Source organism: Paracoccus isoporae (assembly GCF_900101865.1).
GTDB classification, from domain to species: Bacteria; Pseudomonadota; Alphaproteobacteria; order Rhodobacterales; family Rhodobacteraceae; genus Paracoccus; species Paracoccus isoporae.
This window is the reverse complement of sequence record NZ_FNAH01000009.1, coordinates 26,195-50,563: the sequence shown is the minus strand read 5'-3', so window position 1 is coordinate 50,563 and position 24,369 is coordinate 26,195. Positions and strand designations below refer to the sequence as shown.

Below are 24,369 nucleotides of genomic sequence, written 5' to 3'. Positions count from 1 at the left end.
CGCCCCTCGTCTGCCCGCCGGATGCGGACAGGTTTGCCCTAGCCGAATAGGCGTCGGTCGTCAATATTGGCAGAAAATCGGGCCGTCGCTGCGACATCTCTGGAACAGAATCGCAGGTTTGGCGGTTGCGCCGCAGAAAATCGGGGGACATGCAGATGGCAACAGAGATATCCGGCGGGTTGGGCCCGGTCGAGGCATTCGCGCTCGTGGGCGTCGTGGGCGTCGGCGCGCAATGGCTGGCGTGGAAGTTCCGGCTGCCGGGCATCGTGGTGCTGTTGCTGGCCGGGCTGATCCTGGGGCCGTTCACCGGCATCTTCATCCCCGAACGCGATATCGGCGATCTGGTCAGCCCGATGATCTCGCTGGCCGTGGCGGTGATCCTGTTCGAGGGCGGGCTGACGCTGAACTTCAAGCAACTGGCCGATGCCGCACCGGGCGTGCGCCGTCTGGTGCTGATCGGCGCGCCGCTCGGCTGGCTGCTGTCCTCGCTGGCGCTCGCATATATCGCCGGGCTGAGCTGGCAGTCGGCAATCGTGTTCGGCGGCGTGATGATCGTGACCGGCCCGACTGTGATTGCCCCGCTGCTGCGCACCGCTCGGCTGTTCAACCGCCCCGCCCAGCTTCTGCAATGGGAAGGCATCGTGAATGACGCGGTGGGCGCGCTCGTTGCGGTCATAGCACTTGAGGTGGTCCTCGTCCGCCAGCAGGAGCTGAGCGCCGCCGATGCGATCTGGACCGTGGTGTCGGGCGTGGTCTTCGCCTGCCTGGTGGGCTTTGCGGCGGCCATGGCGGTGGTCAAGGCGTTCCGGGAATCGCTGGTGCCGGAATACATGAAGGTGCCACTGCTGTTCGTTCTGGTGCTGGCGGCGTTTGCCATGGCGAACATGGTGCTGCACGAATCCGGGCTGCTGGCGGTCACGGTGATGGGGCTGATCATCGCAAACGCCAACCTGCCCTCCTATGCCGAGATCTACCGCTTCAAGGAGCAGGCGACGACGCTGCTTCTGTCGGGGGTGTTCATTCTGCTGGCGGCGGGCGTGAATTTCGAGATGCTGGGCCTGCTGAACTGGCGCAGTGCGCTGTTCATCGTGGCGGTGATCCTGCTGGTGCGCCCGGCCACCGTCATGGCCTCGCTGGCCGGCACGCCGATCCCGTGGAAGGAACGGCTGCTGGTGGCCTTCACCGGGCCGCGCGGGGTGGTGCTGCTGGCGATCTCCGGCATCTTTGCGGAACGGCTGGTGGCCGAGGGCGTCTCGGACGGCGCGGTGCTGCAGCCGCTGGCCTTCGTGCTGGTGCTCAGCACGGTGGTGCTGCACGGGTTCAGCCTGAAGCCGCTGGCGCAGAAACTCGAACTCAGCTCGGGCGAGACGCCCGGCATGATCGTGGTCGGCGGCTCGGCCTTCTCCACCGGGCTGGCCACGGCGCTCATCAACGCCGATGTGAAGGTGCTGATCACCGATCCCAATCGCGGCATGCTGCGCTCGGCGCGCGAGGGCGGGGTGCCGACCTATTACGGCGACATCCTGTCGGAGGCGGCGGATCACGGGGTGGAGTTCATCTCCTATTCCACCATCCTCGCCGCGTCGGACAACGACGCCTACAACACGCTGGTGGCGACCGACCTTGCACCGGAATTCGGCCGCGATTCGATCTGGCAGATCTCGCGCGCCAAGGAAGACCGCGCCCGCCATTCCCTGCCCAACCAGCTTGGCGGGCAGGGCATCAATGGCGGCCGGACGCTGGCGCAATATCTGGAACTGCTGGCCGAGGGCTGGATTTTCCGCACCACGCGGCTGACCGAGGAATACACCTATGACGACTGGAAGGAATTGCGCGAGGGCGCGATCCCGCTGGCCATCGTCGAGGACAACACGGTCCGCTTCGTCGGCCGCGACGAGGAGATCGAGGGCGCGCCGGAGATGCGAATCATCTCGCTGATCCCGCCCGAGATCGCCGAAAAGATCCGCCGCGAATCCAACGACGTGTCCAAAGAACGCCAGCAGGCGCGCGAGGAGGCCGAGGCGGTCCGCAAGGGCGCGGGCTCCGGCAGCCAGAGCGCGGAGACGGCGCGCGACCCCGCCGATGCCTCCGATGACGAAGTGCTGGACGAGACCGGCGCGGAACCCGATGACGATGGCGGCTCCGAGGCCGAGGCCGAGGCCGGGAACGGGCATGGCAGCGAGATGGCCCGGGACCGCGGCGCCTATTTCGGCGGCACCGACAACGGCGAAGGGGCCGAAGACACGGCGCGGCCGACCGAAACCGACAAGGAAAGCGACCGGGGCTGACATCTGGCTCCGGTGCTGCGCGCGGGGCGGCGCACACGGTGACGTGACCGCGCGTGGCCGCTCGTCAATTGCCAGACCCGGCTTGCGCACGGCATGCTTCCGTCAAAAGCGGAGGAAAATCATGCGGCTTGCCATTCTCGTGCTCACCGGGCTGACCGCCTCACCCGTGCTGGCGGAGCGCATGGAACTGTCCGCGCCGGTGCGGGAGGCCACGCTCTATCCGCAGGGGGCGAGCGTGACGCGCCTGGCCCAGACTGACCTGCCGCAAGGCAGCCATGAGATCGTCATACCCGGACTGCCCGACGGTATCCGGCCCGACAGCCTGCGCATCACCGCAGATGGCGCGCGGCTGGGGGCGGTCAGCCTGCAGCGCGGCCGCGCGCTGCCCGGAACGGCGCCGGACAGCGCGTCGGTGCAGGAGGCGCGCGACGAGGTAGCGCGGCTGGAACGCGCGCTGCGCGAACGCGATGCGCGGGTGGCGGCGATCCGGGCCGAGGCCGAGGCGGCGGAGGATCTGATCGGCTTCCTGCGCGGGCTGGCCCAGTCCGACAGCGCCGCCGAAGGCGACGTGGCCGCCCTGGCCGATACGGTGGGCGCGCGGATGCTGGCGGCGCGGCGCGACGCGATCGCCGCTGAGACCCGCGCCCAGGCCGCAGCCCAGGGGCGCGAGGCCGATGTGCAGGCGCTCGATCGCGCACGCGCGCGGCTCGACGCGCTGCAACAGCCCGAGCAGACGCCGCGCAGCACGCTGGTCATGGCGGTGGAGGGGCAGGGCGGGCCCGCCCGCTTCCGCATCACGGCCGAGGTCGATCAGGCCGGATGGGAGCCGGTCTATGATCTGCGGCTCGATCAGCCCGCGCGCCGCCTGACGCTGGAACGCGGGCTGATGCTGCATCAGGCCAGCGGCGAGGACTGGGACGATGTCTCGGTGATCCTGTCGACGGCGCGGCCGTCCGGGCAATCGGCGCCCAGCGAACTGCATCCCCGCCATGTGCGCATCATCGACCCCGCGGACCCCGTCTTCTCCGCACGCGCCATGCCGCAGGCGGAGATGGCGATGGCCGGGGCGGCTGCGTCGGACATGGCGATGCCCATGCCGGTGCCTGAGACGGCGAAGCTGGACCATCTGGGGGCGACTGCGATCTATCGCTATGACGCGCCGGTCGATCTGCGCGACGGGGTTGACGCGCTGCGGCTGGTGCTCGACCGGCGCGATCTGCCGGTGGAGGCTCTGGTAGCGGAGGCGGTCCCGGCGCGGGATTCAAGCGCTTATCTGGTGGTGGACAGCGAGAATGCGCTCGACGAGGTGATCCTGCCCGGCCCGGTCACGCTTTACGCCGATGGCGCGATGGTCGGGCAAGGCGACCTGCCACTGACCGCGGCGGGCGACGACATGAAGCTGGGCTTTGGTGCCATTGACGGCATCGTTCTGGAACGCCGCGTGCCCGACCGCGAGAGCGGCGGGCGAGGGGTGATCCGCCGCTCCTCCGGGCTGGCTGAATCGGTGCTGCTGACGGCGCGCAACCTGACCGGCCGGGAATACGATCTGCGGCTGATCGACCGGGTGCCGGTCTCCGAACAGACCGATCTCAAGATCGATTGGCAGGCCAGCATCCCGCCCGGCGAAACCGACCCGGAGGGGCGGCGCGGCCTGCTGGTCTGGGATCTGGATTTGCCCGCGGGCGAGACGCAGGAGATCAGGCTGGACATCTCGATGAGTTGGCCCGAGGAGATGGAACTGATCGAGTAATCAGCCGCGCCGCCGCTTCTTCCAGCGGCGATGCACCCAGAACCACTGGCCGGGACGGGCGCGGATCCGCGCCTCCAGATCGTCGTTCAGCGCCTGCATCATCTGCTGCGCGGTGGTGTGATCGACCGGCCTGCCGACCTCGACCACGAAGCTCAGCCCGTCCGGTTGCCTGATGCCGTAGATCGGCACCAGCAGCGCGTCATAGCGCAGGGCAAGCTCCGCCGGGGTCAGCACGGTGCGGGACGGCAGGCCGAAGAATTGCAGCTCGGTGCCGTCCTGCACGAACTGGTCGAAGCCGAGCGCCAGCATCCCGCCGCCGCGCAGGAATTTCAGCATCGCCGCGAAACCGGCGCGGCCGCGCGGAAAGACCGGCTCGGAAATTGCCCGGATGGCCGGGATGTAATGGGCATTGAAGGCGTCGTTGTTCATCGGCCGGTAAAGCGCACCGACCGGCCAGCCCCGCGCCGACAGCGCCGCGCGCATCGCGTCGTAATTGCCGAAATGCGCGCAGGCGAGGATGACCGGCCGTTCCGCCTGCGCCGCGTCGGCGAGCGCATCCAGCCCCGGTCCGGTCAGCGGATCGGCGGCGGCAATGCGGTCGGTGAAGGCGCGGCCGCTGTAGATTTCGGCCATGGAGCGGCCGGCATTGTCCAGCACGTCGCGCGCGATCTGGCGGCGTTGCGGCGCGTCGAGCTCCGGCATGGCTAGCGACAGATTGGCCCGCGCCCGCGCCGTCCAGCCCGCCAGCGGCCCGAGGGTGCGCGAGAAGAACCAGCCGACCAGCCCGATCCGCTGGCGATAGGGCAGCAGCCGCGCCAGCCCCATCACCGCCAGAAAGGCGGCATTGCCCAGACGGTCGGTCGCGCTGACCCGCTCCTCGCTCTCCGTATCTTCACCCGTGTTCGGCAAGCTTCTTCTCTCGCGACCAGATATAGATCCCGGCGCCTACGATCAGCACCGCGCCGAAGATTGTCCAGAGATCGGGCAGCACCCCCCAGAACAGCCAGCCCCAGACCCCGGCCCAGATCACCCCGGTATAGCCGAAGGGCGCGATGGCCCCGGCCTCGGCCAGCGAGAAGGCGCGGATCAGCAGCGCCTGCGACGCCGCGCCGAACAGGCCGATCAGCCCGTACGCCCACAGATGCTCGGTCTGGATCGCATCCCAAAAAAATGGCACGGCGGCGCTGCTGGCGATGGCCCCGACCACCACCGACCAGATCAGCGATGTGCCAAGCGCGTCATGGCGCACCATCCGGGTCAGCAGCGCACCCGCCGCAAAGGTGAACGCCCCGATCAGCGGCAGAAGCGCGGCGGGGTGGAACACGCCCAGCCCCGGCCGGATGATGATGAGCGCCCCGATCATCGCCGCTACGATCCCCGCGATGCGCCGCCAGCCGATCCTCTCGCCCAGAAACAGCGCCCCGCCAAGCGTGATGAGGACCGGGTTGAGGTCCATGATCGCCGTCGCCTCGGCAATGCCGATATATTGCAGCGAGGTGAAGAACAGCGAGACCGAGGCCAGCTGCGTCATCGCCCGCCAGAACTGGAACATCGGCCGGCGCGCGCGCAGCAGCGGAAAGAAACGGGCGCGATAGACCAGCAGGACCACCGCGAGATTGCCCATGAACCGGGCCCAGACAACCTGCGGGGCAGAGTAATACTGACCCAGATACTTGGCCGTCGCATCCATCAGCGTGAACAGGAAGATGGCCGAACACAGGATCAGGATGCCGCGCGTCTGATCGCCGCCGGGATGCCGCCGCGATCCGTCACGCTCGCGGCCAAACAGCGCGAAGGCACCAGGAAGGGGGCGCAGCGCCATCAGGAAGTTGCAGCGAAATCAGTTCGCTGCAACAGAGGTTTCACGTGATCTGCACGGTTCCGCGCCACTTACAGCAGCGCCTTGGCGGTTTCGGCCACCGCGTCCGGCGTGATGCCGAACTCCTCGTAGAGCTTCGGCGCGGGGGCCGATGCGCCGAACCCGTCCATGCCGACAAAGCCCGCGCGCGTATCGCTGCCGCGTTCGCCCATCAGCAGCCAGTCCCAGCCCTGGCGCACGCCGGCCTCGACGGCGACGCGCACGGTGTCGGCGGGCAGCAGCGTCTCGCGATAGGCGGCGTCCTGTTCGCGCAGCAGTTCCATGCAGGGCACCGACAGCACGCGGGTGGGAATGCCCGCCGCTTCCAGGATCTCGCGCGCGTTCACCGCGATCTCGACCTCGGAGCCGGTGGCCATCAGGATCACCTTCGGCGCGGCCGAGGCTTCGCGCATCACGTACGCGCCCTTGGCCGACAGGTTCTCGCCCGCCTCTTCCCGCAGCAGCGGCAGGTTCTGCCGCGACAGCGCCATGACCGAGGGCGCGTCCTCGCTGTCGAGCGCGATCTCCCAGGCCTCGGCGGTCTCGATCAGGTCGCAGGGGCGCAGCACCATGGTGTTCGGCGTGGCGCGGCACAGCGCCAGGTGCTCGATCGGCTGGTGGGTCGGCCCGTCCTCGCCCAGACCGATGGAGTCGTGGGTCATCACGTAGATCGTGGCGATCCCCATCAGCGCCGACAGCCGCATCGCGCCCCGCGCGTAATCGGTGAAGGTCAGGAAGGTGCCGCCATAGGGGCGGAAGCCGCCATGCAGGAAGATCCCGTTCATCGCCGCGGCCATGCCGTGTTCGCGGATGCCGTAATGGATATAGCGCCCGGCCCGGTTCTGGACGTCGAAAATCCCGAGATCGGCGGTCTTGGTGTTGTTGGAGCCGGTCAGGTCGGCCGAGCCGCCGAACATTTCCGGCAGGGCGGGGTTGATGACTTCCAGCACCATCTCGGAGGCCTTGCGGGTGGCGACCTTGTGCTGCCCGGCGAGCGCCTGCTCCTTCAGCGCCGCGATGGCGGGGCCGAGCTTGCCGTTCGATTCGCCCGAGATGCGGCGGGCGAACTCGTCGCGCTTGTCCGCCTCCAGCCCGTCCACGCGGTCGTTCCAGCCCTGCCGCGCCTCGGCCCCGCGCCGGCCGATCTCGCGCCAGTCCGACAGGATGTCGTCGGGGATGATGAACTCCGCATGGTCCCAGCCGTAATGGCGGCGGGTGGCGGCGATTTCCTCGTCCCCCAGCGGCGAGCCATGCGCGCCGGACGTGCCCTGCTTCTTTTCCGAGCCATAGCCGATCACGGTCTTGCAATCGACCAGGGTGGGGCGGCCATCGCTGTCCTTGGCGGCGCTCAGCGCGCGGTCGATATCGGCGGCGTCATGGCCGTCGCAGGACAGCACGCGCCAGCCCGACGCCTCGAAACGCGCCCGCTGATCGGTGCGGTCGGACAGCGAAACCGCGCCGTCGATGGTGATGTCGTTATTGTCCCAGAGCACGATCAGCCGGCCCAGCTTCTGTGCGCCCGCAAGCGCGATCGCCTCCTGGCTGATGCCTTCCATCAGGCAGCCATCGCCGGCGATGACCCAGGTGCGGTGATCGCACAGCGCCTCGCCGAACTCGGCCCGCATGGCTTCCTCGGCAATGGCGAAGCCGACCGAGGTGGCGATGCCCTGACCCAGCGGTCCGGTGGTGGTCTCGATCCCTTCGGCATGGCCGTATTCGGGATGGCCCGCGGTGATCGAGCCCCATTGCCGGAAATTCTTGATCTGCTCCAGCGTCATCTGCTCATACCCGGTCAGGTAGAGCAGCGCATAAAGCAGCATCGAGCCGTGGCCCGCCGACAGGATGAACCGGTCGCGGTCGAACCAGTTCGGTGCGCTGGCGTCGAATTTCAGGTGGTTGCGGAACAGAACGGTCGCCACGTCGGCCATGCCCATGGGCATGCCGGGATGGCCGGAATTGGCGGCCTGAACGGCGTCCATGGCCAGCACGCGAATGGAGGTGGCAAGGTTCCAGTGCTGCGGGTCAGCGTTGCGGCGTGCTTGGAGATCCATGGCGATGTTCCTTTGAAACGAGCGTGCGCCCCTGATAGCAGAGGTTGACCGGGTTTCAAGCCGCCCTGCGCAGGCCGGGCGGTGAAGACGTGCCGCTCGGTGACGTTCCGGTAAGGCGGGCGATCGGGCGGGCCGGGATCGCGCCCGGCGCGCGCGCCGCTTGACTATCCCCGCCGAATCCGCCATATCACCCGGACCCGGCCGGGCATCCGCCCTTGGCCGGTACGTTATTTTCAACCATCACCCCAGATCAGGGTGCGCTGTCCGAAGGCGGGGATTTCCCCGAAAACACCAGCAATTGCTGGGGCCGCAGGATGCGGGATACGAAGGAAGAAGCGATGTTCGCAGTTCTCAAAACGGGCGGCAAGCAGTACCGCGTTCAGGCGGGCGATACGCTGCGCGTCGAGAAGCTGGCGGCCGATGCCGGTGAGACCGTCCAGTTCAACGAGATTCTGATGGTCGGTGCGACCGTCGGCGCGCCGCTGGTGGAAGGCGCCGCGGTGCAGGCCGAGGTGATCGACCAGATCAAGGCCGACAAGGTCATCACCTATGTCAAGCGCCGCCGCAAGCACAGCTCGCAGCGCACGCGCGGCCACCGCCAGCAACTGACCCTGCTGCGCATCACCGAGGTGCTGGAGACGGGCGGCGACAAGTCGGGCGTCAAGGCAGCCATCGGGGCGCGCACCGCGGGTGCCTCCTATGTCGCGGAGGCAGAGCCCGCACCCGCCAAGAAGGCGGCCAAGCCCGCCGCGAAGAAGGCCGAGGCAGCCGCCGAGGACGCGCCGAAATCCGCCGGCACCCGTCCCGCGAACCTGCTGAGCGAGGCCCGCGAGGGCGGCGCCGACGATCTCAAGCAGATCTCGGGCGTGGGTCCGAAGCTGGAAGGGCTGCTGCACGAGAACGGCGTGTTCCATTTCGACCAGATCGCGGAGTGGAAGAAGGCCGAGATCGAATACATGGACGACCAGCTGGCGTTTCATGGTCGCATCGAACGCGACGACTGGATCAAGCAGGCCAAGGAACTGGCCAAAGGCAAGAAGGACTAAGTCATGGCACATAAGAAAGCAGGCGGTTCGTCCCGCAACGGCCGCGACTCGGCTGGCCGTCGCCTGGGCGTGAAACTCTATGGTGGCCAGGCGGCCATCGCGGGCAACATCATCGTGCGCCAGCGCGGCACCACCTGGTGGCCGGGCGCCAATGTCGGCATGGGCCGCGATCACACGCTGTTCGCGCTGACCGATGGTGAAGTGACCTTCAAGAAGGGTCTCAAGGGCCGCACCTATATCTCGGTCATGCCCGCCAACGCAGAGGCCGCCGAGTAAGCCGATATTAACCCGGCAGAGATAGGGGGGATCGGCGCAAGCCGGTCCCCCTTGGTCGTTTAAGGGTCTGGGCGATCTGCCCGTGGAGGAGTGACGAGACGATGAATATGCACGCGGATGCCGCAGCGGAACTGGTCCGGGAACAGCCTGTCATCACCACCGAGCGGCTGGATCTGCGACCGCTGCGCCCGTCCGATGTGGGGCTGATCGCGCATTACACCGCCGATCGCCGCGTGGCCGAGGGCACCCGTGCCATTCCCCATCCCCTGCCGCCCGGCGCGGCGGACGGCTTCGTCGCCCGCGCCATGGACCCGGAGCGCAGCGAGGATGTCTGGGCCATCGACGGCGCGCGTCACGGCCTGGGCGAGGTTCTGGGCGTCGTCTCGCTGACCCGGATGGAGGATTCGCAATCCGAGCTGGGATTCTGGGTCGGCGCCGGGTTCTGGAATACCGGTTTCGCCAGCGAGGCGGTGAGCGGGCTCGTCTCGGTCAACCCGCATGGCGCGCGCACGCTGTTTGCCGAGGTGTTCCAGGATAATCCCGGCTCCGCCCGCGTGCTGACGAATTGCGGTTTTGCCTATCTGGGCGATGCCGAAAGCTGGTCGGTCGCGCGCAACAACCGTGTCCCGACCTGGACCTATCTGCGGCGCATGGCGGGCTGAGACCCACGAGACCACGGCTGACGGCCAGGGCGCGCTACGCCGCCGGCGCATCATCGGCGCGCCGGCCCGCGCGGCAGGCTCCATCGATCCCCGTCCCGCCCGGCCGCATCCGAACGCCGCGCCGGATTCCCGCGAATACACGTTGAATCTCCCCGCCCGCGACGGTTAACACTGGCGCGTAGGGCCGGGCCGCCTGCCGGATCCGGCCTTGCCGGTTCATCTGCGGCCCGGACAGACCCCGCATGCGGCGCAAGCTGGAAAGGGACAGAAGATGGATATGGAGCGGATTCCCATCGCCGACGGTCTGGCACTCAGCCGCATCGCCTATGGCATGTGGCGGATCGCCGATGATGCCGATACCAGCCCGGCCCATGTGCAGGCCAAGATCGAGGCCTGTCTGGAACAGGGCGTCACCACGCTGGATCAGGCGGATATCTATGGCGACTACACCGCCGAGGCGGTGCTGGGTGCGGCGCTGAAGGCCGCGCCGTCGCTGCGCGACCGGGTGGAGATCGTGACCAAATGCGGCATCGTCGCCCCCGCCGGACGCCACAAGGCGGCGCGGGTCAAGCATTACGACACCTCGGCGGCACATATCGCCACGTCGGTCGAGCACAGCCTGCGTGACATGGCCACGGACCATATCGACCTGCTGCTGATCCACCGCCCCGACCCGATGATGGACGCGTTCGACACCGGGCGCGGGCTGGATCAGCTTGTCGATTCGGGCAAGGTGCGCGCGGTCGGCGTGTCGAATTTCCGGCCCCATGACGTGGAACTTCTGCAATCCTGCATGACCCACCCGCTCTGCACCAACCAGATCGAGCTGTCGCTGGCCGCGCATGAGCCGTTTGGCAATGGCGATCTGGCCTATCTGCAACGCGAGGGAATGCTGCCCATGGCCTGGTCGCCGCTGGCGGGCGGGGCGCTGTTCGCCGGGGTGCGCCCGGCGCTGATCGAGGCGCTGCGCGACATGGCGGCCGAAAAGGATTGCGAACTCAGCGCGCTCGCCGTGGCCTGGCTGCTGGCGCATCCGGCGGGCATCCTGCCGGTGATGGGCACCAATACGCTCGACCGGATCCGGCAATTCTCGGACGCGCTGAAGATCGAGATGAGCCGCGAGGACTGGTTCCTCCTCTACACCGCCGCCCTTGGCCATGAGGTGCCATGACGGTCTTTGCCCCCGACCACGCCCATGCCCGCGAATTCCGCGACGCGCTTGGCAGTTTCGCGACCGGCGTGACGGTGGTGACCATCGCCTCGCCGCGCGGCCCCCAGGGGCTGACTGCGAACAGCTTTGCCTCGCTGTCGCTGGCGCCGCCCCTGGTGCTGTGGTCGCCGGGCAAGTTTTCGCGCCGCCACGACCTGTTTGCCGAGGCTGGGCATTTCAGCGTCCATGTGCTGGCGGATGGCCAGAAGTCGCTGGCCGACCGCTTCACCCGCGGCGGCGATCAGTTCGCGGGGCTGGAGGTGACGCGCTCGCCCGAGGAGGTGCCGGTCATTCCCGGCGTGCTGACCCGGTTCGACTGCGCCCGCGAGGCCGCGCATGACGCGGGCGACCACACGTTGGTGATCGGCCGGGTGCTGCGGGTGGAGACGGGCGAGGGCGCGCCGCTGGTCTTTGCGCAGGGGCAATGGGGCCGGCATCTGCCCGGTTGACGCGGCGCGCGGCTTGACCTGCCGCCCCGGCCGGGCGACCACTTGGGTTCGGGCGGCCAGGGAGAGGCCGCCGGGATCAGGGAGGGAGACGCCATGACCATTCTCGCCATCGACCAGGGGACCACCTCGTCCCGCGGCATCGTGTTTTCCGACGATCTTGAGGTTCAGGGCAGCGCGCAGCAGGAATTCGAGCAGCATTTCCCGCAATCGGGCTGGGTCGAGCATGATCCGAAGGACATCTGGACCACCACCGCCGCCACCGCGCGGGGAGCGATCGAGCAGGCGGGTGCGCCCCGCATCGATGCGATCGGCATTACCAATCAGCGCGAGACCACGCTGATCTGGGACCGCGACAACGGCCGGCCGATCCACAATGCCATCGTCTGGCAGGATCGCCGCACCGCCGAGGCCTGCGCCCGGATGAAGGCCGACGGGCAGGAGGCGCAGGTCACCGATGTCACCGGGCTGCTGCTGGACCCGTATTTCAGCGCCACCAAGATCGGCTGGATCCTCGATCAGGTCGAGGGCGCGCGCGAGAAGGCCGAGGCGGGCAAGCTGGCCTTCGGCACGGTGGACAGCTACCTGATCTGGCGGCTGACCGGCGGGCGCAGCCATGTCACCGACGCCACCAACGCCGCGCGCACCATGCTGTATGACATCCGCAAGGGGGAATGGTCCGAGGAGATGTGCCGGATGTTCGGCGTGCCGATGGCGCTTCTGCCGGAGGTGCGCGATTCGGCGGCGGAGTTCGGCGTGACCCGCGCCGATCTGTTCGGCCGCGAGGTGCCGATCCTGGGCGTGGCGGGTGATCAGCAGGCGGCAACGGTCGGGCAGGCCTGTTTCGCGCCGGGCATGATGAAATCCACCTATGGCACGGGCTGTTTCGCCCTGCTGAATACCGGTGCGGATGCGGTGCGCTCCGAACACCGGCTGCTGACCACCATTGCGTATCAGTTGGACGGCAAGCCCAGCTACGCGCTCGAAGGCTCGATCTTCATCGCCGGCGCCGTGGTGCAATGGCTGCGCGACGGGTTGAAGATCATCCGCGAAGCCTCTGAAACTGCTGAATTATCGAGGAACGCAGATGACGGGCAGGAGATCGTGATGGTCCCCGCCTTCACCGGGCTCGGCGCGCCCTATTGGCGGCCCGAGGCCCGCGGCGGGGTGTTTGGCCTGACCCGCAACACCGGCCCGGCGGAATTCGCCCGCGCCGCGCTGCGCTCGGTCGGGTTCCAGACCCGCGACCTGTTGCAGGCGATGCGCGCCGACTGGCCGGATGCGGGCGATGCGGTGCTGCGCGTCGATGGCGGCATGACGGCAAGCGAGCCCGCGATGCAGTTCCTGGCCGATATCCTCGGCGCGCCGGTGGACCGGCCCGAGAACACCGAGACGACCGCGCAGGGTGCTGCCTGGCTGGCCGGCTACAAGGCCGGGATCTGTCCGGGGCCGGAGGAATATGCCCGCGCCTGGCGGCTCGACCGCCGCTTCGAGCCGCAGATGGACGAGGCGGCGCGGCACCGCCACATCACCGGCTGGACCCGCGCGGTGGAGGCGGTGATCGCGATGACCGGCGACGATCAGAGCCCGTAGATCGCGCTGAATTTCGTCTCCAGATAGTCCAGCAGCGGTGCTGCGGTGACGGCATCCCCGCTGGCCCGCTCGATCAGTTCGACCGGCGGGATCAGGCTGCCGTGGCGGTGCACATTCTCGCGCAGCCATTCGACCGCAGGCGTCGCATCGCCTTCGGCCAGCGAAGCATCCAGATCGGGCAGCGCCTCGGTCATGGCGCGGTTCAGACAGCCCGCATAGACATTGCCGAGCGCGTAGGTCGGGAAATAGCCGAACAGCCCCACCGCCCAATGCACATCCTGCAACACGCCGTTGGAGGGCCGGTCCACGGCGACGCCGAAATCCTTCAGGAAGCGCGCATTCCACGCCTCCTCCAGATCCGCGACATCCAGCCGGCCGGCAATCAGGTCACGCTCCAGATCGAAGCGCAGCATGATGTGCAGGTTGTACTGCACCTCGTCCGATTCGGTGCGGATATGGCCGGGCGTGACGCGGTTGACGCTGGCATAGAACGCCTCCGTGTCGGTGATGCTCAGCCCGTCAAACGCCTCGGACATGCGGCCGAACAGCCAGCCGGTGAAGGCCCGAGACCGGCCTAGCTGGTTTTCCGCGATGCGGGACTGCGATTCATGCACACCCAGCGAGACACCGCGCCCCAGCGGGGTGAAGGCGTAATCGCTGTCGATGCCCAGCTCGTAATTGGAATGGCCGACCTCGTGGATGGTGGAATAGAGGCAGTTGAAGGGGTCATCCGTCACGACGCGGGTGGTGATGCGGCTGTCCTGCCACCGGCCCGAGCTGAACGGATGCACCGCCAGATCAAGGCGACCGCGCGTCCAGTCATAGCCGAAGGCGGTGGCGCATTGCCGCGCGAGGCGAAGCTGGGTCTCGGCCGGGAACTGACCGTCCAGCTTCGGCGGCGGGTGATCCGCGCCCAGAAGATCGTCGCGAAGCTGCACCAGGCGGGGCCGCAACTCCGCGAAGATCCGCGAGATGCCGGCGGCGGTCGCGCCGGGTTCGTAGTCATCCAGAAGCGCGTCATAAGCGTCACCGCCATCGGCAAGCGCCGCGGCCTCCTCGCGCTTGAGCATCAGGATCTCGGACAGGGTCGGCAGGAAGGCCGCCAGATCATCCGCGGCCCGCGCCTCGGCCCAGATCCCCTGCGCGAGCGATGTGGTCCGCGCCAATTCCGTCGCCAGCCGCGCCGGGATCCGGGTCTGGCGGTCGTAATCCCGCGCGATCAGCTCCAGCATCCGCGCATCTTCGGCGTCCTCGGCCTCGCCCGCCGCATTGTCCAGCCATTCGCCGATGCGCGGATCGGTGCGGCGCTCATGCAGCACCGATTCCATCGCCGCCATCTCCTCGGCCCGCTGCTCGACCGCGCCGCGCGGCATCACCGTTTCCTGGTCCCAGCCCAGGCGTTCAGCGACCGAGGACAGTGCCTCGGTGCTGCGCTGGAATTCCATCAGCGCATCGAAATCGCTCATTTTCCGGCTCCGCGTAGCGAGGTTTCATGGGGGTAGCGGGCATGGTGGCGGGCGCGCAGGATCAGCACGAACAGCGCCACCGCGCCAAGCTGATGGATCAGCGCCAGCATCAGCGGCGAGGCGTGGATCACATTCATGATCCCCAGCAGGATCTGGACCGCCACGGCCATGATCATCACCGTGAAGGCGCCACGCGTGACCGGATGGGGCGAGCGTCTTGCGCGGAGCCAGACCACCACCGCGAAGACCGCCAGCAGATAGCCGGTCATGCGATGGACGAACTGCACGAGCGCGGGGTTTTCAAACAGGTTGCGCCAGCCCAGCTCGGGCAGCCAGATCGCGGCGGGGATCCATTCGCCGCCCATGGTCGGCCAGCCGGTATATTGCCGCCCCGCGTCGATCCCGGCCACGAGCGCGCCGATCAGGATCTGGACGAACGCCAGATGCATCAGCCCGGTGGACATGGAGAACAGCTTCGGCTCGCCCGCGCGCCGCGCCCGCATGAGCGCCGATTCCGGGCGCGAGAGATGCAGCGCATACCATGCGATCAGCCCCAATATGGCGAAGGCCAGCCCCAGATGGACCGCCAGCCGATAGCTCGCCACCGAGGTCAGCGTCGTCGTGGCCACTCCCGACGACACCATCCACCACCCGATCGCGCCCTGCAGCCCGCCAAGCGCGCCGAGGCCCAGCAGCCGCGGCGTCCATCCCACCGGGATGCGCTTGCTGGCCCAGAACCAGATGAACCCCGCCGCCCAGACCAGCCCGACCAGCCGGCCGAGCAGCCGGTGCGCCCATTCCCACCAGTAGATCTGCTTGAACCCGGCCAGATCCATATCGGGGTTCTCCTCGATATATTGCGGGATCTGCTGATAGGCCTCGAACTCGGACTGCCAGCCGGCCTCGTCCATGGGCGGCAGCACGCCGGTGACGGGTTTCCATTCGGTGATGGACAGACCCGATCCGGTCAGCCGCGTCGCCCCGCCAAGCGCGATCATCGCCACGACCAGCACGAACAGCACCACCAGCCATGCGCGGATCGCGCGCCTTGCACCCTTGGGGGCCGCGTCGATCATGCCCCCCGTGCTGGTGGCAGGGCGCGCGCTGTCCTCGGTCACATCCTGGAAGATCGGGCGTTTGGCCATGTCCGGGCTCCTCTCGCCTGGCGAAGAATTCTGGCCACGGCTTAGCGCGTGCGGGCAGGGGCGTCCAGCGGGGAGGCCGGGGCCGGGTCGGGCGCGGGTGGGGGATCGGTCTCCGCGTCGGGGTGGGGGTCGCCGAAGCTGTCCAGAAGACAGCCCGCTTCCGCGTCGAAACGCGTATTCATCAGCCGCGCCTTCAACGCCTGGGGCCGCTCGAACCCGGCGCAGATCCGCCAGTGGCGCGGGCCGGTCGGCGCATAGAGATAGGGCGCGTCCGTATAGGGATCAGCCATTCGCGGCGGCGCGGGACAGCCCGGCGTCTCTGCCGGCGCGTCGGGCAGGGTGCCGGCCTCATCAGCGCGGCAGGCGATGTGCAGCGAGATCTGCTGAAGATCCTCCCACCGGGTCATGTCGCGATTCTCCTTGCGGGCCTGGATCGGACCGCCGGAGGTTGCGAAGCCCGCCAGCACGGCCAGCCCGGCCAGGACGCAGATGGCACTCATTGCGACGGTCTTGCGGTCAGCCATCCAACTCGTCCCGGTAATAGGCCAGCACCAGCCCCGCCACCACCGCCAGCAGCAGGGACTTCGCCAGCAGCCGCGGCGTCAATTCGCCGTCCAGGAAGCTGTAAAGCGTGAGCACCAGATCGCCGAGCAGGGTCAGCGCGCAGATCAGCAGCGTGACCGAGGCGAACCAGCGGCGCACCAGCGACCGGCGGCGGCCGGGATCCTGCGCCGCCTGGATTGCGACATGGCGGTTCAGCAGGGCAAAGACCGGGGTGAACACGATCAGCGCCGCCATCGACCACCGCATCCCGCCGGAGCCTTGCGGATAAAGCGCGGCCGGATCGGGCAGTACCGCATCAATCACCCGAAAGCCGAGCGAACACAGATGCCATGCCACCACGCAAAGCGCGATGAACAGCAGCCCGTAGATCACCGCCTCGCGCGCCGAGACGTAGGCACGCGGACGCGGCACCGGCGGCAGCCCTGCCACCATCTGCCAGCCCTCCAGGGCCTCGCGGCGCTCGCGCTCTGACCAGCCGGCATCGGCAAGCGCGCGCGCGATGTCGTCGCGGTCATGGCCCGCGCCGAGTGCGGCATTGACGAAATCGGTCAGTTCGCTGTTCTGCGCCATGATCCGGCCCTCCGGCAGCGATCAGGCCGAAATCGGACGGCAAGGGCAAGTCAAAATCTTTTTTGGGTTCTGCCGGATTTTCCGCTTGCACGACCCGGCATGCTGACCTAAATGACCCCTCACCGGCGGCCACGGTCACCGGCCAGAAACGGATGCGGGCGTAGCTCAGGGGTAGAGCATAACCTTGCCAAGGTTAGGGTCGTGAGTTCGAATCTCATCGCCCGCTCCAGTTTCCAGACCGAAAAGACCGGGCCTTGCGTCCGGTCTTTCGCATTTCTGCGGTTGGATTTGCCGGAGTGTCGACATCGCGCGTCCGGCCGGGCTCACTCCTCGATCTCGATGGCGAGCGCGTGGATCACTTCGAGCAGTTCTCCCAGCGTGTGATGGATCAGCCGGTGACGCTCGATGCGGCTCAGCCCGTCAAAGGCGGGGGCGGCGATGCGGATGCGGAAATGCGTCTGCCCGCCCTCGCGCCAGCCGCCATGTCCGCGATGCTGTTCGGATTCGTCGATCACCTCCAGCTTGCTGGGCGAGAGGCGGTTAAGCGCGTTGCGAATTTCATCGGCGATCATTTGCCGCAGCCCCTTTCATCCAGACCGAAATAGCTTAGACTGCGGCACCCGAAAAGAACAAGGCGTGCGTATGAGCAACGAAGACCCATTCGGATTCGATCTTTCGGCCAAGTCGGACAAGAAGCGGCGCTCCAAGGGGCGGCGCGGCATGACGGGTGCGTTCGAGACCTCGACCCGGATCTGCGACAAGGCGGGTTGCGGGGCGCCGGGCAAGTATCGTGCGCCGAAATCACCCCGCGCGCTCGATGATTATTACTGGTTCTGCAAGGACCATGTGCGCGAATACAATCTGAACTGGAATTATTTCCAGGGCCAGTCCGAGGAGGAGTTCCAGGAGTTCCTGGACAACGCGACGGTCTGGGAACGCCCCACCAAGCCCTTCGGCAAGGCCGCGCAGGAGCAGGCCTGGGCGCGGCACGGGGTCAGCGACCCGCTGGAGATTCTGGGCGCGAACGGCACCGATCCGTCGCTGCGAAATGCCGGCCCGCGCCGCAAGCTGCCGCCGACCGAGCGGCGGGCTCTGGATATTCTTGAGGCGAAGGATGGCTGGAGCCGAACGGAAATACGAAAGCAATACAAGGCGTTGGTCAAGGTTCTTCACCCGGACATGAATGGCGGCGACCGCTCGGACGAGGAGCGGCTGGCCGAGGTGGTCTGGGCCTGGGACCAGATCAAGGAAAGCCGGAATTTCAAGGACTGAACGCGGGTCTGGCAAGGCTGATCCCACGGTGTGTACGGACGCGGCCGGAAAGATGGGGCGGGGCCCAACCGGTCAAATGCCGGCCTCGGTTTCCGGCTCCTGCGCAGCATCCTCGTCGGTCAGCCCATCATCGGGATGACCTTCGCGCGACAGCAGGATCGCGATCGGGCGCAGCCAGGGGATATGGGCGCAGACGATCATCACCGCGACCATGATCGGCACCGCCAGGAACATGCCCGGCAGCCCCCAGATCGCGCCCCAGAAGGCCAGCGACAGGATGATGCCGAAGCTGGACAGGCGCAGGGTTTGCCCCAGCAGCATCGGGTCCAGCACGTTGCCGATGGCGAATTGCACCGCCGTGCAGGCCGCCCCCACCGCGACCGATGTCGTCAGATCGGCGCTGAGCACATAGGCCATCACCACCGCGATGATCGTGGCGATGACCGAGCCGATCGAGGGGATGAAGTTCAGCGCGAAGGTCAGCAGCGCAATCGCCACCGCCAGCGGCAGCCCGGCGGTGGTGAAGATCACCCAGACAAACCCCGCCGTCACCCCGCTGACCAGCGTCTTGACCACGAGATAGCGGTTCACCCGCCGCATGATCGAGGCGATGATCTGGCGCACCCTCGCGGCCGCCGCTGCATCGTCGTCCAGCAGGCTTTCGATCTTCAGCGGAAACCACACGCGCTCCGCGAACATGAAGCCCACGAACAGGAAGATCAGCACCGCCGCCGCCAGCAGGTCGGAGGCGCCGCTGGCGGCGCTGCGCATCCAGCCGGTGACATTGGCGTTTCGGATCGCGGTATCGACCGTGCTCTGCGCCTCCGGCCCCAGCCATTCCAGCAGGGCGGGCAGGGCGGCCTGCATCTGCTCGGCATAGGAGACGGCGGTCGTGACCACCTCGTTCACCTGGCTGACCACCGTGGCCGACGCCCAGAGAAGCCCGGTCCCGATCAGCAGCAGCGCCAGCGTCGTGGCCAGCCAGTTCGGCACGCGCCGCCGCGCAATGGCGCTGATCGCGTCCGATGTCAGCGAGAAGATGATGATCGCGATCGCCAGGCAGATCAGCATGAACCGCGCCTGCACCAGCATGAACAGCAGGATCGCAAAGGCGATGATGCCCAGAAACCCGGTCTGCAGCCGCTCGCGCAGGATCTCGTTCTGTCGGTCCAATCTCGTCCCCGTCAGGATTCGGTGGTCTCGTCCACCTCATCCTCGCCCTGATCGGCGATGCGCGCAACGGAGACGACGGTTTCGCCATTGGCGGTGTTGAACACGCGCACCCCGCCGGCGGAACGCGAGCGGAAGCTGATCCCGTCCACCGGCACCCGGATCGACTGCCCGCGCGAGGTGGCCAGCATGATCTGGTCGCCCGGATCGACCGGGAAGGAGGCCACGAGCGGGCCGCCGCGCAGTGCCTTGTCCATCGCCATCACACCCTGACCGCCGCGCCCGCGCAGCGGATAGTCGAAGCTGGAGCTGATCTTGCCCGATCCCTTCTCGGTGATGGTCAGGATCAGATCCTCGGCCGCCGACATCTCGGCATAGCGTTCCTGGCTGATGCTGCCCTCGGCCGCCTGATCCTCGTCCTCATCGGCCTCCGCCCCGTCATCGAGCGCCCCGGCCACGGCGCGGCGCATCTTCAGATAGGCGGCGCGTTCGGCGGGGTCGGCGGCGAAATGGCGGATCACCGACATGCTGACCACGGTATCGCCCGCCCCCAGCCTGATGCCGCGCACCCCGGTCGAGGCGCGGCTCTGGAACACCCGGACATCGGTGGCGGCAAAGCGGATGGCGCGGCCTTTCGCCGTGACCATCATCACATCGTCCTCATCCGTGGCCATGCGCACGCCGATCAGGCTGACCCCTTCGGGCAGTTTCATCGCGATCTTGCCGTTGCGCATGATATTGGTGAAATCGGACAGCGCATTGCGGCGCACATCGCCGGCATCGGTGGCGAAGACGACCTTGAAATTGTCCCATTCCGCCTCGGGCGCGTCCATCGGCAGCAGGGCCGCGATCGAAGTGCCGTTGTCGATGGGCAGGATATTGACGAGGGCCTTGCCCCGCGCCGTCCGTCCGCCAAGCGGCAGCCGCCAGGTCTTGAGGCGATAGACCATCCCGTCCGTGGTGAAGAACAGCAATTCGGTGTGAGTGTTGGCGACGAACAGCGTGGTGACCACGTCGTCTTCCTTGGTGGCCATCCCCGACAGCCCCTTGCCGCCGCGTTTCTGGGCGCGGAATTCGGCAAGCGCGGTGCGCTTGATATAGCCGCCCGAGGTGATGGTGACGACCATATCCTCGCGCTCGATCAGATCCTCGTCGTCCATATCCCCGGCCCAGTCGAGGATCTCGGTGCGGCGCGGCACGGCGAACAGCTCGCGCACCTCCTTGAGCTCGTCCGAGATGATCGCCATGATCCGCTCGCGCGAGGCCAGGATCGCCAGATAGTCGCGGATGTCGTCGGCCAGCGATTGCAGCTCGTCGGTGACTTCCTGCACGCCAAGCTGGGTCAGGCGCTGCAGGCGCAGATCCAGAATAGCGCGGGCCTGGGTCTCCGACAAATTATAGGTGCCGTCCTCGTTCACCGGGTGGCGCGGATCGTCGATCAGCTTGAGATATTCCAGTATGTCATGGGCGGGCCAGCGACGCTCCATCAGCCGCTGCCGCGCCTCGGCCGCATCGGCGGAGGAGCGGATCGTCGCCACCACCTCATCGACATTCGACACCGCCACGGCAAGCCCGCAGAGCACATGGCTGCGCTCGCGCGCCTTGCGCAGCTCATACGCGGTGCGGCGGGCGACCACATCCTCGCGGAAGCTGATGAAATGGGTCAGAAAGTCGCGCAGCGCCAGTTGCTCGGGCCGGCCGCCATTCAGCGCCAGCATGTTCGCCCCGAACGAGGTCTGCATCGGCGTGAACCGGTACAGCTGGTTCAGCACCACTTCGGGCGTGGCATCGCGCTTGAGTTCCACCACCACGCGGACCCCGTGCCGGTCGGATTCGTCCTGCACATGGGCGATGCCCTCGATCCGTTTTTCCTTGGCCAGTTCCGCGATCTTCTCGATCATGCTGGACTTGTTGACCTGATAGGGGATCTCGTCGATCACGATGGCATAGCGGTCGCGGCGCAATTCCTCGATCCGGGTCTTGGCGCGCAGGATGACCGAGCCGCGCCCCTCCAGATAGGCCTTGCGGATGCCGGAGCGGCCGAGGATCGTGCCGCCGGTCGGGAAATCCGGGCCGGGCACGATCTCCATCAGCCGCTCGGTGGACAGGTCCGGGTTTTCGATCAGCGCCAGCGTGGCATCGACCACCTCGCCCAGATTATGCGGCGGGATATTGGTCGCCATGCCGACGGCGATGCCGCCCGCGCCGTTGACCAGCATGTTCGGGAACCGCGCCGGCAGCACCGAGGGCTCACGGTCCTTGCCGTCGTAATTGTCCTGAAAATCGACCGTGTCCTTGTCGATATCGGCCAGCAGGTAATCGGCCGGCTTGGCCATGCGCACTTCGGTATATCGCATCGCCGCGGGCGGATCGCCATCCATCGAGCCGAAATTGCCCTGACCGTCCAGAAGCGGCAGCGACATGGAGAAATCCTGCGCCATCCGCACGAGCGCGTCATAGATCGCGCTGTCGCCATGCGGGTGGTATTTCCCCATCACATCGCCCACGGGCCGTGCCGATTTGCGGTAGGGCTTGTCATGGGTGTTGCCGGTCTCGTGCATCGCGTAAAGGATGCGGCGATGCACCGGCTTCAGCCCGTCGCGCAGATCCGGGATGGCGCGGCTGACAATGACCGACATGGCATAGTCGAGATAGCTCGACCGCATTTCCTCGGTGATGTCGATCTGCGGCCCGTCATGGTGCATGACCGGGTTGTCCGGCCCCATTCCGTCATCGCCGCCGCCATCATTGCCGCCGGCAAGATCCAGATCGTCGTCTTCGGGGGTGTCCGCCACGTGTCCGCCTCAATATCTTGTTGGCGGGCGGTATAGCACCTACGCAGGCTTGGGTGCAATCACGTCAGAGGCGGATCCCGCGCCCCGTGGCCGCGCGCAGCCACAGCCCGGTCAGCACGGCCGAGCAGATCATGTTCCACCCCGCCATGGTCAGGCCGAGGAAATACCATTGCGGCTCGTCGCAGCGCACCACCGGCGCGGATTGAAGCTGCGCCACCAGATCCTCGGTGGTCATCGCGGCGAGATCGGTAATGGTGCCGGTGCAGGCGGTCGGACCCTGCCACCAGCCCTGCTCGACGCCGACATGATAGGCCGCGAAGGCGGTGGCCAGACCGGCGGCAAGCGCGCCCAGCCATCGGAGCGCCCGGGGATCCACCGCCAGCAGCAGTGCTGCGATCACCGCCGCGGCCAGATGCGGCCAGCGTTGCAGGATGCACAGCTCGCAGGGCACATAGCCGATGGACTGGAACCCGAGCGCCGCGATCAGCAGCGCCGCAGAGCCTGCGCCGGCCAGGATCGCCAGCATGCGGTCGGAAAGCGTCATCATGCCAGCCGCTTAGTCCGGCCCGCCGCCGCCCGCAAGTCGCGTTGTCGTGAGGCGCGGGGGCGCCGGCGCCTAATGCGGTTTCCAGGTGATGACGCGGTAGACATAGATCACCACCACCGACAGCACGATCAGCTTCGAGACCGGGTCGATGAAGGCTGACACCCGCTCGAACTGGTCCTGAAGGATCAGCCCGGCCACGGTCAGCAGCACCGTCCAGATGGCGCTTCCGGCGATGGTCAGCAAAAGGAAGCGCCAGAACTTCATCCGCGCAATCCCGGCCGGGACCGAGATCAGCGTGCGGATCGCCGGCAGCATCCGGCCGAAGAACACGGCCGCGCGGCCATGCCGGTCGAACCAGCCGATCGCGCCGTCTATATCGGATGGCGACATGGTCAGCACCCGGCCCCATCGCGCCGCCCACCGCTTGAGCCGCGGCGCGCCGAAGACCTGGCCCACGAGATACCACAGGCTGGTGCCCAGAACCGATCCCGCCGTGCCGGCGATGATGGTCAGCGTCAGGTCCAGCTCGCCCTCGCCCACCAGGTAACCGGCCAGCGGCATGATGACCTCGGACGGAATCGGCGGAAACACGTTCTCCGCCAGCATCAGCAAGAACACACCGGGATAGCCCCAGCCTTCGATCACGGACACGACCCATTCAAACATTCGCCAACCCCTGACAAGATCGCGCCCCGTCTCGCCCGGCTTGCGGGAACCGTCAAGCCCGCTTAGGGTTATCCCTTGCCGAAAACACGCCTTTCGCGGGCGGGAACAATGATTTGCGGGAGATCTCAGGGATGCAGTGGCGCGGGCGGCGGGGCAGCCGGAATGTGGAAGACAGGCGGGGCATGGGCGTCGGCGGCGCCGGATCGATGGGTGTCGTGGGCATGCTGGCGGTGCTGGCCGTGGGGTATTTCTTCGGCATCGACATCTCGCCCCTGGTCGGCGGCATGTCCCAGCAACAAAGCGGCGAGCCGCGCGAACTGACCGCCGAAGAGCAGCAGATGGGCGAGTTCGTCTCGGTCATCCTGGCCGAGACCGAGACCGTCTTCGGCGCCGCGCTCGACGATCAGTCGGGGCTGAACTACACCGATCCGCAGATGGTGCTGTATTCTGGCGTCACCCAATCGGGCTGCGGCGGGGCCTCGGCGCAGATGGGACCGTTCTACTGCCCGGCCGACCAGAAGGTCTATCTGGACACGGATTTCTTTCAGGTCATGGAGCGCCGCATGGGCGCGGGCGGCGATCTGGCGGCGGCTTACGTCATCGCCCATGAGGTCGGGCACCATGTGCAGAACCAGCTCGGCATCCTGCCCAAGGTCACGCAGATGCGCCAGCAATCCAGCCAGCAGGGTTCGAACGCGCTCTCGGTGCTGACCGAGTTGCAGGCTGATTGCTTTGCCGGGATGTGGGCGAAAAACTCGGCGCAGGATCTGCAGATGACGCGCGCGGATATTGGCGAGGCGATGGATGCGGCCGCCGCGGTGGGCGATGATGCGCTGATGGAAAGCGCCGGGCGCGCGGTGGTGCCGGACGCCTTCACCCATGGTTCGTCCGAGCAGCGTCAGGACTGGTTCATGCGCGGCTTCGACAGCGGCGACATGGCAAGCTGCAATACATTCCGCGAGGCCGGTCTCTGATCCGGGCGCGGCCTGACGCG

General features: G+C 67.4%; 22 protein-coding genes and 1 tRNA gene. 11 read left to right on the top strand and 12 right to left on the bottom strand.

What is annotated here, in order from left to right:
• Positions 1-155: 155 nt before the first annotated feature.
• A complete protein-coding gene (locus tag BLT73_RS13475) occupies positions 156-2,288 on the top strand; it encodes a sodium:proton antiporter (RefSeq protein WP_090524776.1) in 2,133 nt (710 codons plus the stop codon).
• 121 nt (positions 2,289-2,409) lie between these two features.
• Positions 2,410-4,038 (top strand): DUF4139 domain-containing protein, encoded by a 1,629-nt coding sequence (locus BLT73_RS13470; protein WP_090524645.1) that lies wholly within the window; start codon positions 2,410-2,412, stop codon positions 4,036-4,038.
• Here BLT73_RS13470 and BLT73_RS13465 read toward each other — a convergent pair whose 3' ends face one another.
• The 3 genes from BLT73_RS13465 to tkt all read right to left on the bottom strand — a co-directional run bounded on the left by BLT73_RS13465 (position 4,039) and on the right by tkt (position 7,947).
• Positions 4,039-4,947, bottom strand: a complete 909-nt coding sequence (locus BLT73_RS13465) for a lysophospholipid acyltransferase family protein (RefSeq protein WP_090524643.1) — start codon at positions 4,945-4,947, stop codon at positions 4,039-4,041.
• Positions 4,931-5,860 (bottom strand): DMT family transporter, encoded by a 930-nt coding sequence (locus BLT73_RS13460; RefSeq protein WP_090524641.1) that lies wholly within the window; start codon positions 5,858-5,860, stop codon positions 4,931-4,933. The genes BLT73_RS13465 and BLT73_RS13460 overlap by 17 nt, the downstream gene beginning before the upstream one ends.
• A gap of 68 nt (positions 5,861-5,928) precedes the next feature.
• Entirely contained in the window at positions 5,929-7,947 is a 2,019-nt protein-coding gene (tkt, locus tag BLT73_RS13455) for a transketolase (protein WP_090524639.1), read from the bottom strand.
• Between the two features lie 338 nt (positions 7,948-8,285).
• Between tkt and BLT73_RS13450 the strand changes: the two genes are divergently transcribed.
• From BLT73_RS13450 to glpK, 6 genes are all read left to right on the top strand, one after another.
• Positions 8,286-8,993: a 50S ribosomal protein L21 gene (locus BLT73_RS13450; RefSeq protein WP_090524774.1), complete on the top strand. Its 708-nt coding sequence runs from the start codon at positions 8,286-8,288 to the stop codon at positions 8,991-8,993.
• 3 nt (positions 8,994-8,996) lie between these two features.
• Positions 8,997-9,269 carry a 50S ribosomal protein L27 gene (rpmA, locus tag BLT73_RS13445; RefSeq protein WP_090524637.1) on the top strand — a complete coding sequence of 91 codons (273 nt, stop codon included), beginning with the start codon at positions 8,997-8,999 and terminating at the stop codon, positions 9,267-9,269.
• A gap of 107 nt (positions 9,270-9,376) precedes the next feature.
• The gene (locus tag BLT73_RS13440) at positions 9,377-9,931 is read left to right on the top strand and encodes a GNAT family N-acetyltransferase (protein WP_090524772.1); all 555 of its coding nucleotides are present in this window, start codon (positions 9,377-9,379) and stop codon (positions 9,929-9,931) included.
• A 277-nt stretch (positions 9,932-10,208) separates the two neighbouring features.
• Positions 10,209-11,102 carry an aldo/keto reductase gene (locus BLT73_RS13430; protein WP_090524770.1) on the top strand — a complete coding sequence of 298 codons (894 nt, stop codon included), beginning with the start codon at positions 10,209-10,211 and terminating at the stop codon, positions 11,100-11,102.
• On the top strand, positions 11,099-11,590 hold the full coding sequence (locus BLT73_RS13425) for a flavin reductase family protein (RefSeq protein ID WP_090524635.1): 492 nt from the start codon (positions 11,099-11,101) through the stop codon (positions 11,588-11,590). The genes BLT73_RS13430 and BLT73_RS13425 overlap by 4 nt, the downstream gene beginning before the upstream one ends.
• A 93-nt stretch (positions 11,591-11,683) precedes the next feature.
• Entirely contained in the window at positions 11,684-13,180 is a 1,497-nt protein-coding gene (gene glpK, locus BLT73_RS13420; RefSeq protein WP_090524633.1) for a glycerol kinase GlpK, read from the top strand.
• Here the strand turns inward: glpK and BLT73_RS13415 are convergent.
• The 4 genes from BLT73_RS13415 to BLT73_RS13400 are packed head-to-tail and all read right to left on the bottom strand — an operon-like array spanning position 13,168 to position 16,925.
• Complete coding sequence (locus BLT73_RS13415) at positions 13,168-14,646, bottom strand: carboxypeptidase M32 (RefSeq protein WP_090524631.1); 1,479 nt, start codon at positions 14,644-14,646, stop codon at positions 13,168-13,170. The two genes, glpK and BLT73_RS13415, sit on opposite strands and share 13 nt — an antisense overlap.
• On the bottom strand, positions 14,643-15,791 hold the full coding sequence (gene ctaA, locus BLT73_RS13410; protein WP_090524627.1) for a heme A synthase: 1,149 nt from the start codon (positions 15,789-15,791) through the stop codon (positions 14,643-14,645). Before ctaA ends, BLT73_RS13415 begins: the two co-directional genes overlap by 4 nt.
• Positions 15,792-15,832: 41 nt before the next feature.
• On the bottom strand, positions 15,833-16,315 hold the full coding sequence (locus tag BLT73_RS13405; RefSeq protein WP_090524625.1) for a hypothetical protein: 483 nt from the start codon (positions 16,313-16,315) through the stop codon (positions 15,833-15,835).
• Positions 16,308-16,925 carry a DUF5671 domain-containing protein gene (locus BLT73_RS13400; protein ID WP_090524623.1) on the bottom strand — a complete coding sequence of 206 codons (618 nt, stop codon included), beginning with the start codon at positions 16,923-16,925 and terminating at the stop codon, positions 16,308-16,310. Before BLT73_RS13400 ends, BLT73_RS13405 begins: the two co-directional genes overlap by 8 nt.
• Positions 16,926-17,079: 154 nt before the next feature.
• On the opposite strand from BLT73_RS13400, the gene BLT73_RS13395 reads away from it, so the two are divergent.
• Positions 17,080-17,154, top strand: a tRNA-Gly gene (locus BLT73_RS13395).
• A 94-nt stretch (positions 17,155-17,248) separates the two neighbouring features.
• Here the strand turns inward: BLT73_RS13395 and BLT73_RS13390 are convergent.
• Entirely contained in the window at positions 17,249-17,497 is a 249-nt protein-coding gene (locus BLT73_RS13390) for a BolA family protein (protein WP_090524620.1), read from the bottom strand.
• A 70-nt stretch (positions 17,498-17,567) separates the two neighbouring features.
• Here BLT73_RS13390 and BLT73_RS13385 point away from each other — a divergent pair, with 70 nt between their 5' ends.
• A complete protein-coding gene (locus BLT73_RS13385; protein WP_090524618.1) occupies positions 17,568-18,197 on the top strand; it encodes a J domain-containing protein in 630 nt (209 codons plus the stop codon).
• A 72-nt stretch (positions 18,198-18,269) separates the two neighbouring features.
• Here BLT73_RS13385 and BLT73_RS13380 read toward each other — a convergent pair whose 3' ends face one another.
• The 4 genes from BLT73_RS13380 to BLT73_RS13365 form a co-directional block, all read right to left on the bottom strand.
• Complete coding sequence (locus tag BLT73_RS13380; RefSeq protein WP_090524616.1) at positions 18,270-19,370, bottom strand: AI-2E family transporter; 1,101 nt, start codon at positions 19,368-19,370, stop codon at positions 18,270-18,272.
• Between the two features lie 11 nt (positions 19,371-19,381).
• Positions 19,382-22,093: a DNA gyrase subunit A gene (gene gyrA / locus BLT73_RS13375; RefSeq protein ID WP_176805106.1), complete on the bottom strand. Its 2,712-nt coding sequence runs from the start codon at positions 22,091-22,093 to the stop codon at positions 19,382-19,384.
• A gap of 133 nt (positions 22,094-22,226) precedes the next feature.
• Complete coding sequence (locus tag BLT73_RS13370; protein ID WP_342705173.1) at positions 22,227-22,709, bottom strand: disulfide bond formation protein B; 483 nt, start codon at positions 22,707-22,709, stop codon at positions 22,227-22,229.
• Between the two features lie 69 nt (positions 22,710-22,778).
• Complete coding sequence (locus tag BLT73_RS13365) at positions 22,779-23,375, bottom strand: DedA family protein (protein WP_090524614.1); 597 nt, start codon at positions 23,373-23,375, stop codon at positions 22,779-22,781.
• Between the two features lie 131 nt (positions 23,376-23,506).
• Here BLT73_RS13365 and ypfJ point away from each other — a divergent pair, with 131 nt between their 5' ends.
• On the top strand, positions 23,507-24,349 hold the full coding sequence (gene ypfJ, locus BLT73_RS13360) for a KPN_02809 family neutral zinc metallopeptidase (protein ID WP_090524612.1): 843 nt from the start codon (positions 23,507-23,509) through the stop codon (positions 24,347-24,349).
• Positions 24,350-24,369: the final 20 nt, after the last annotated feature.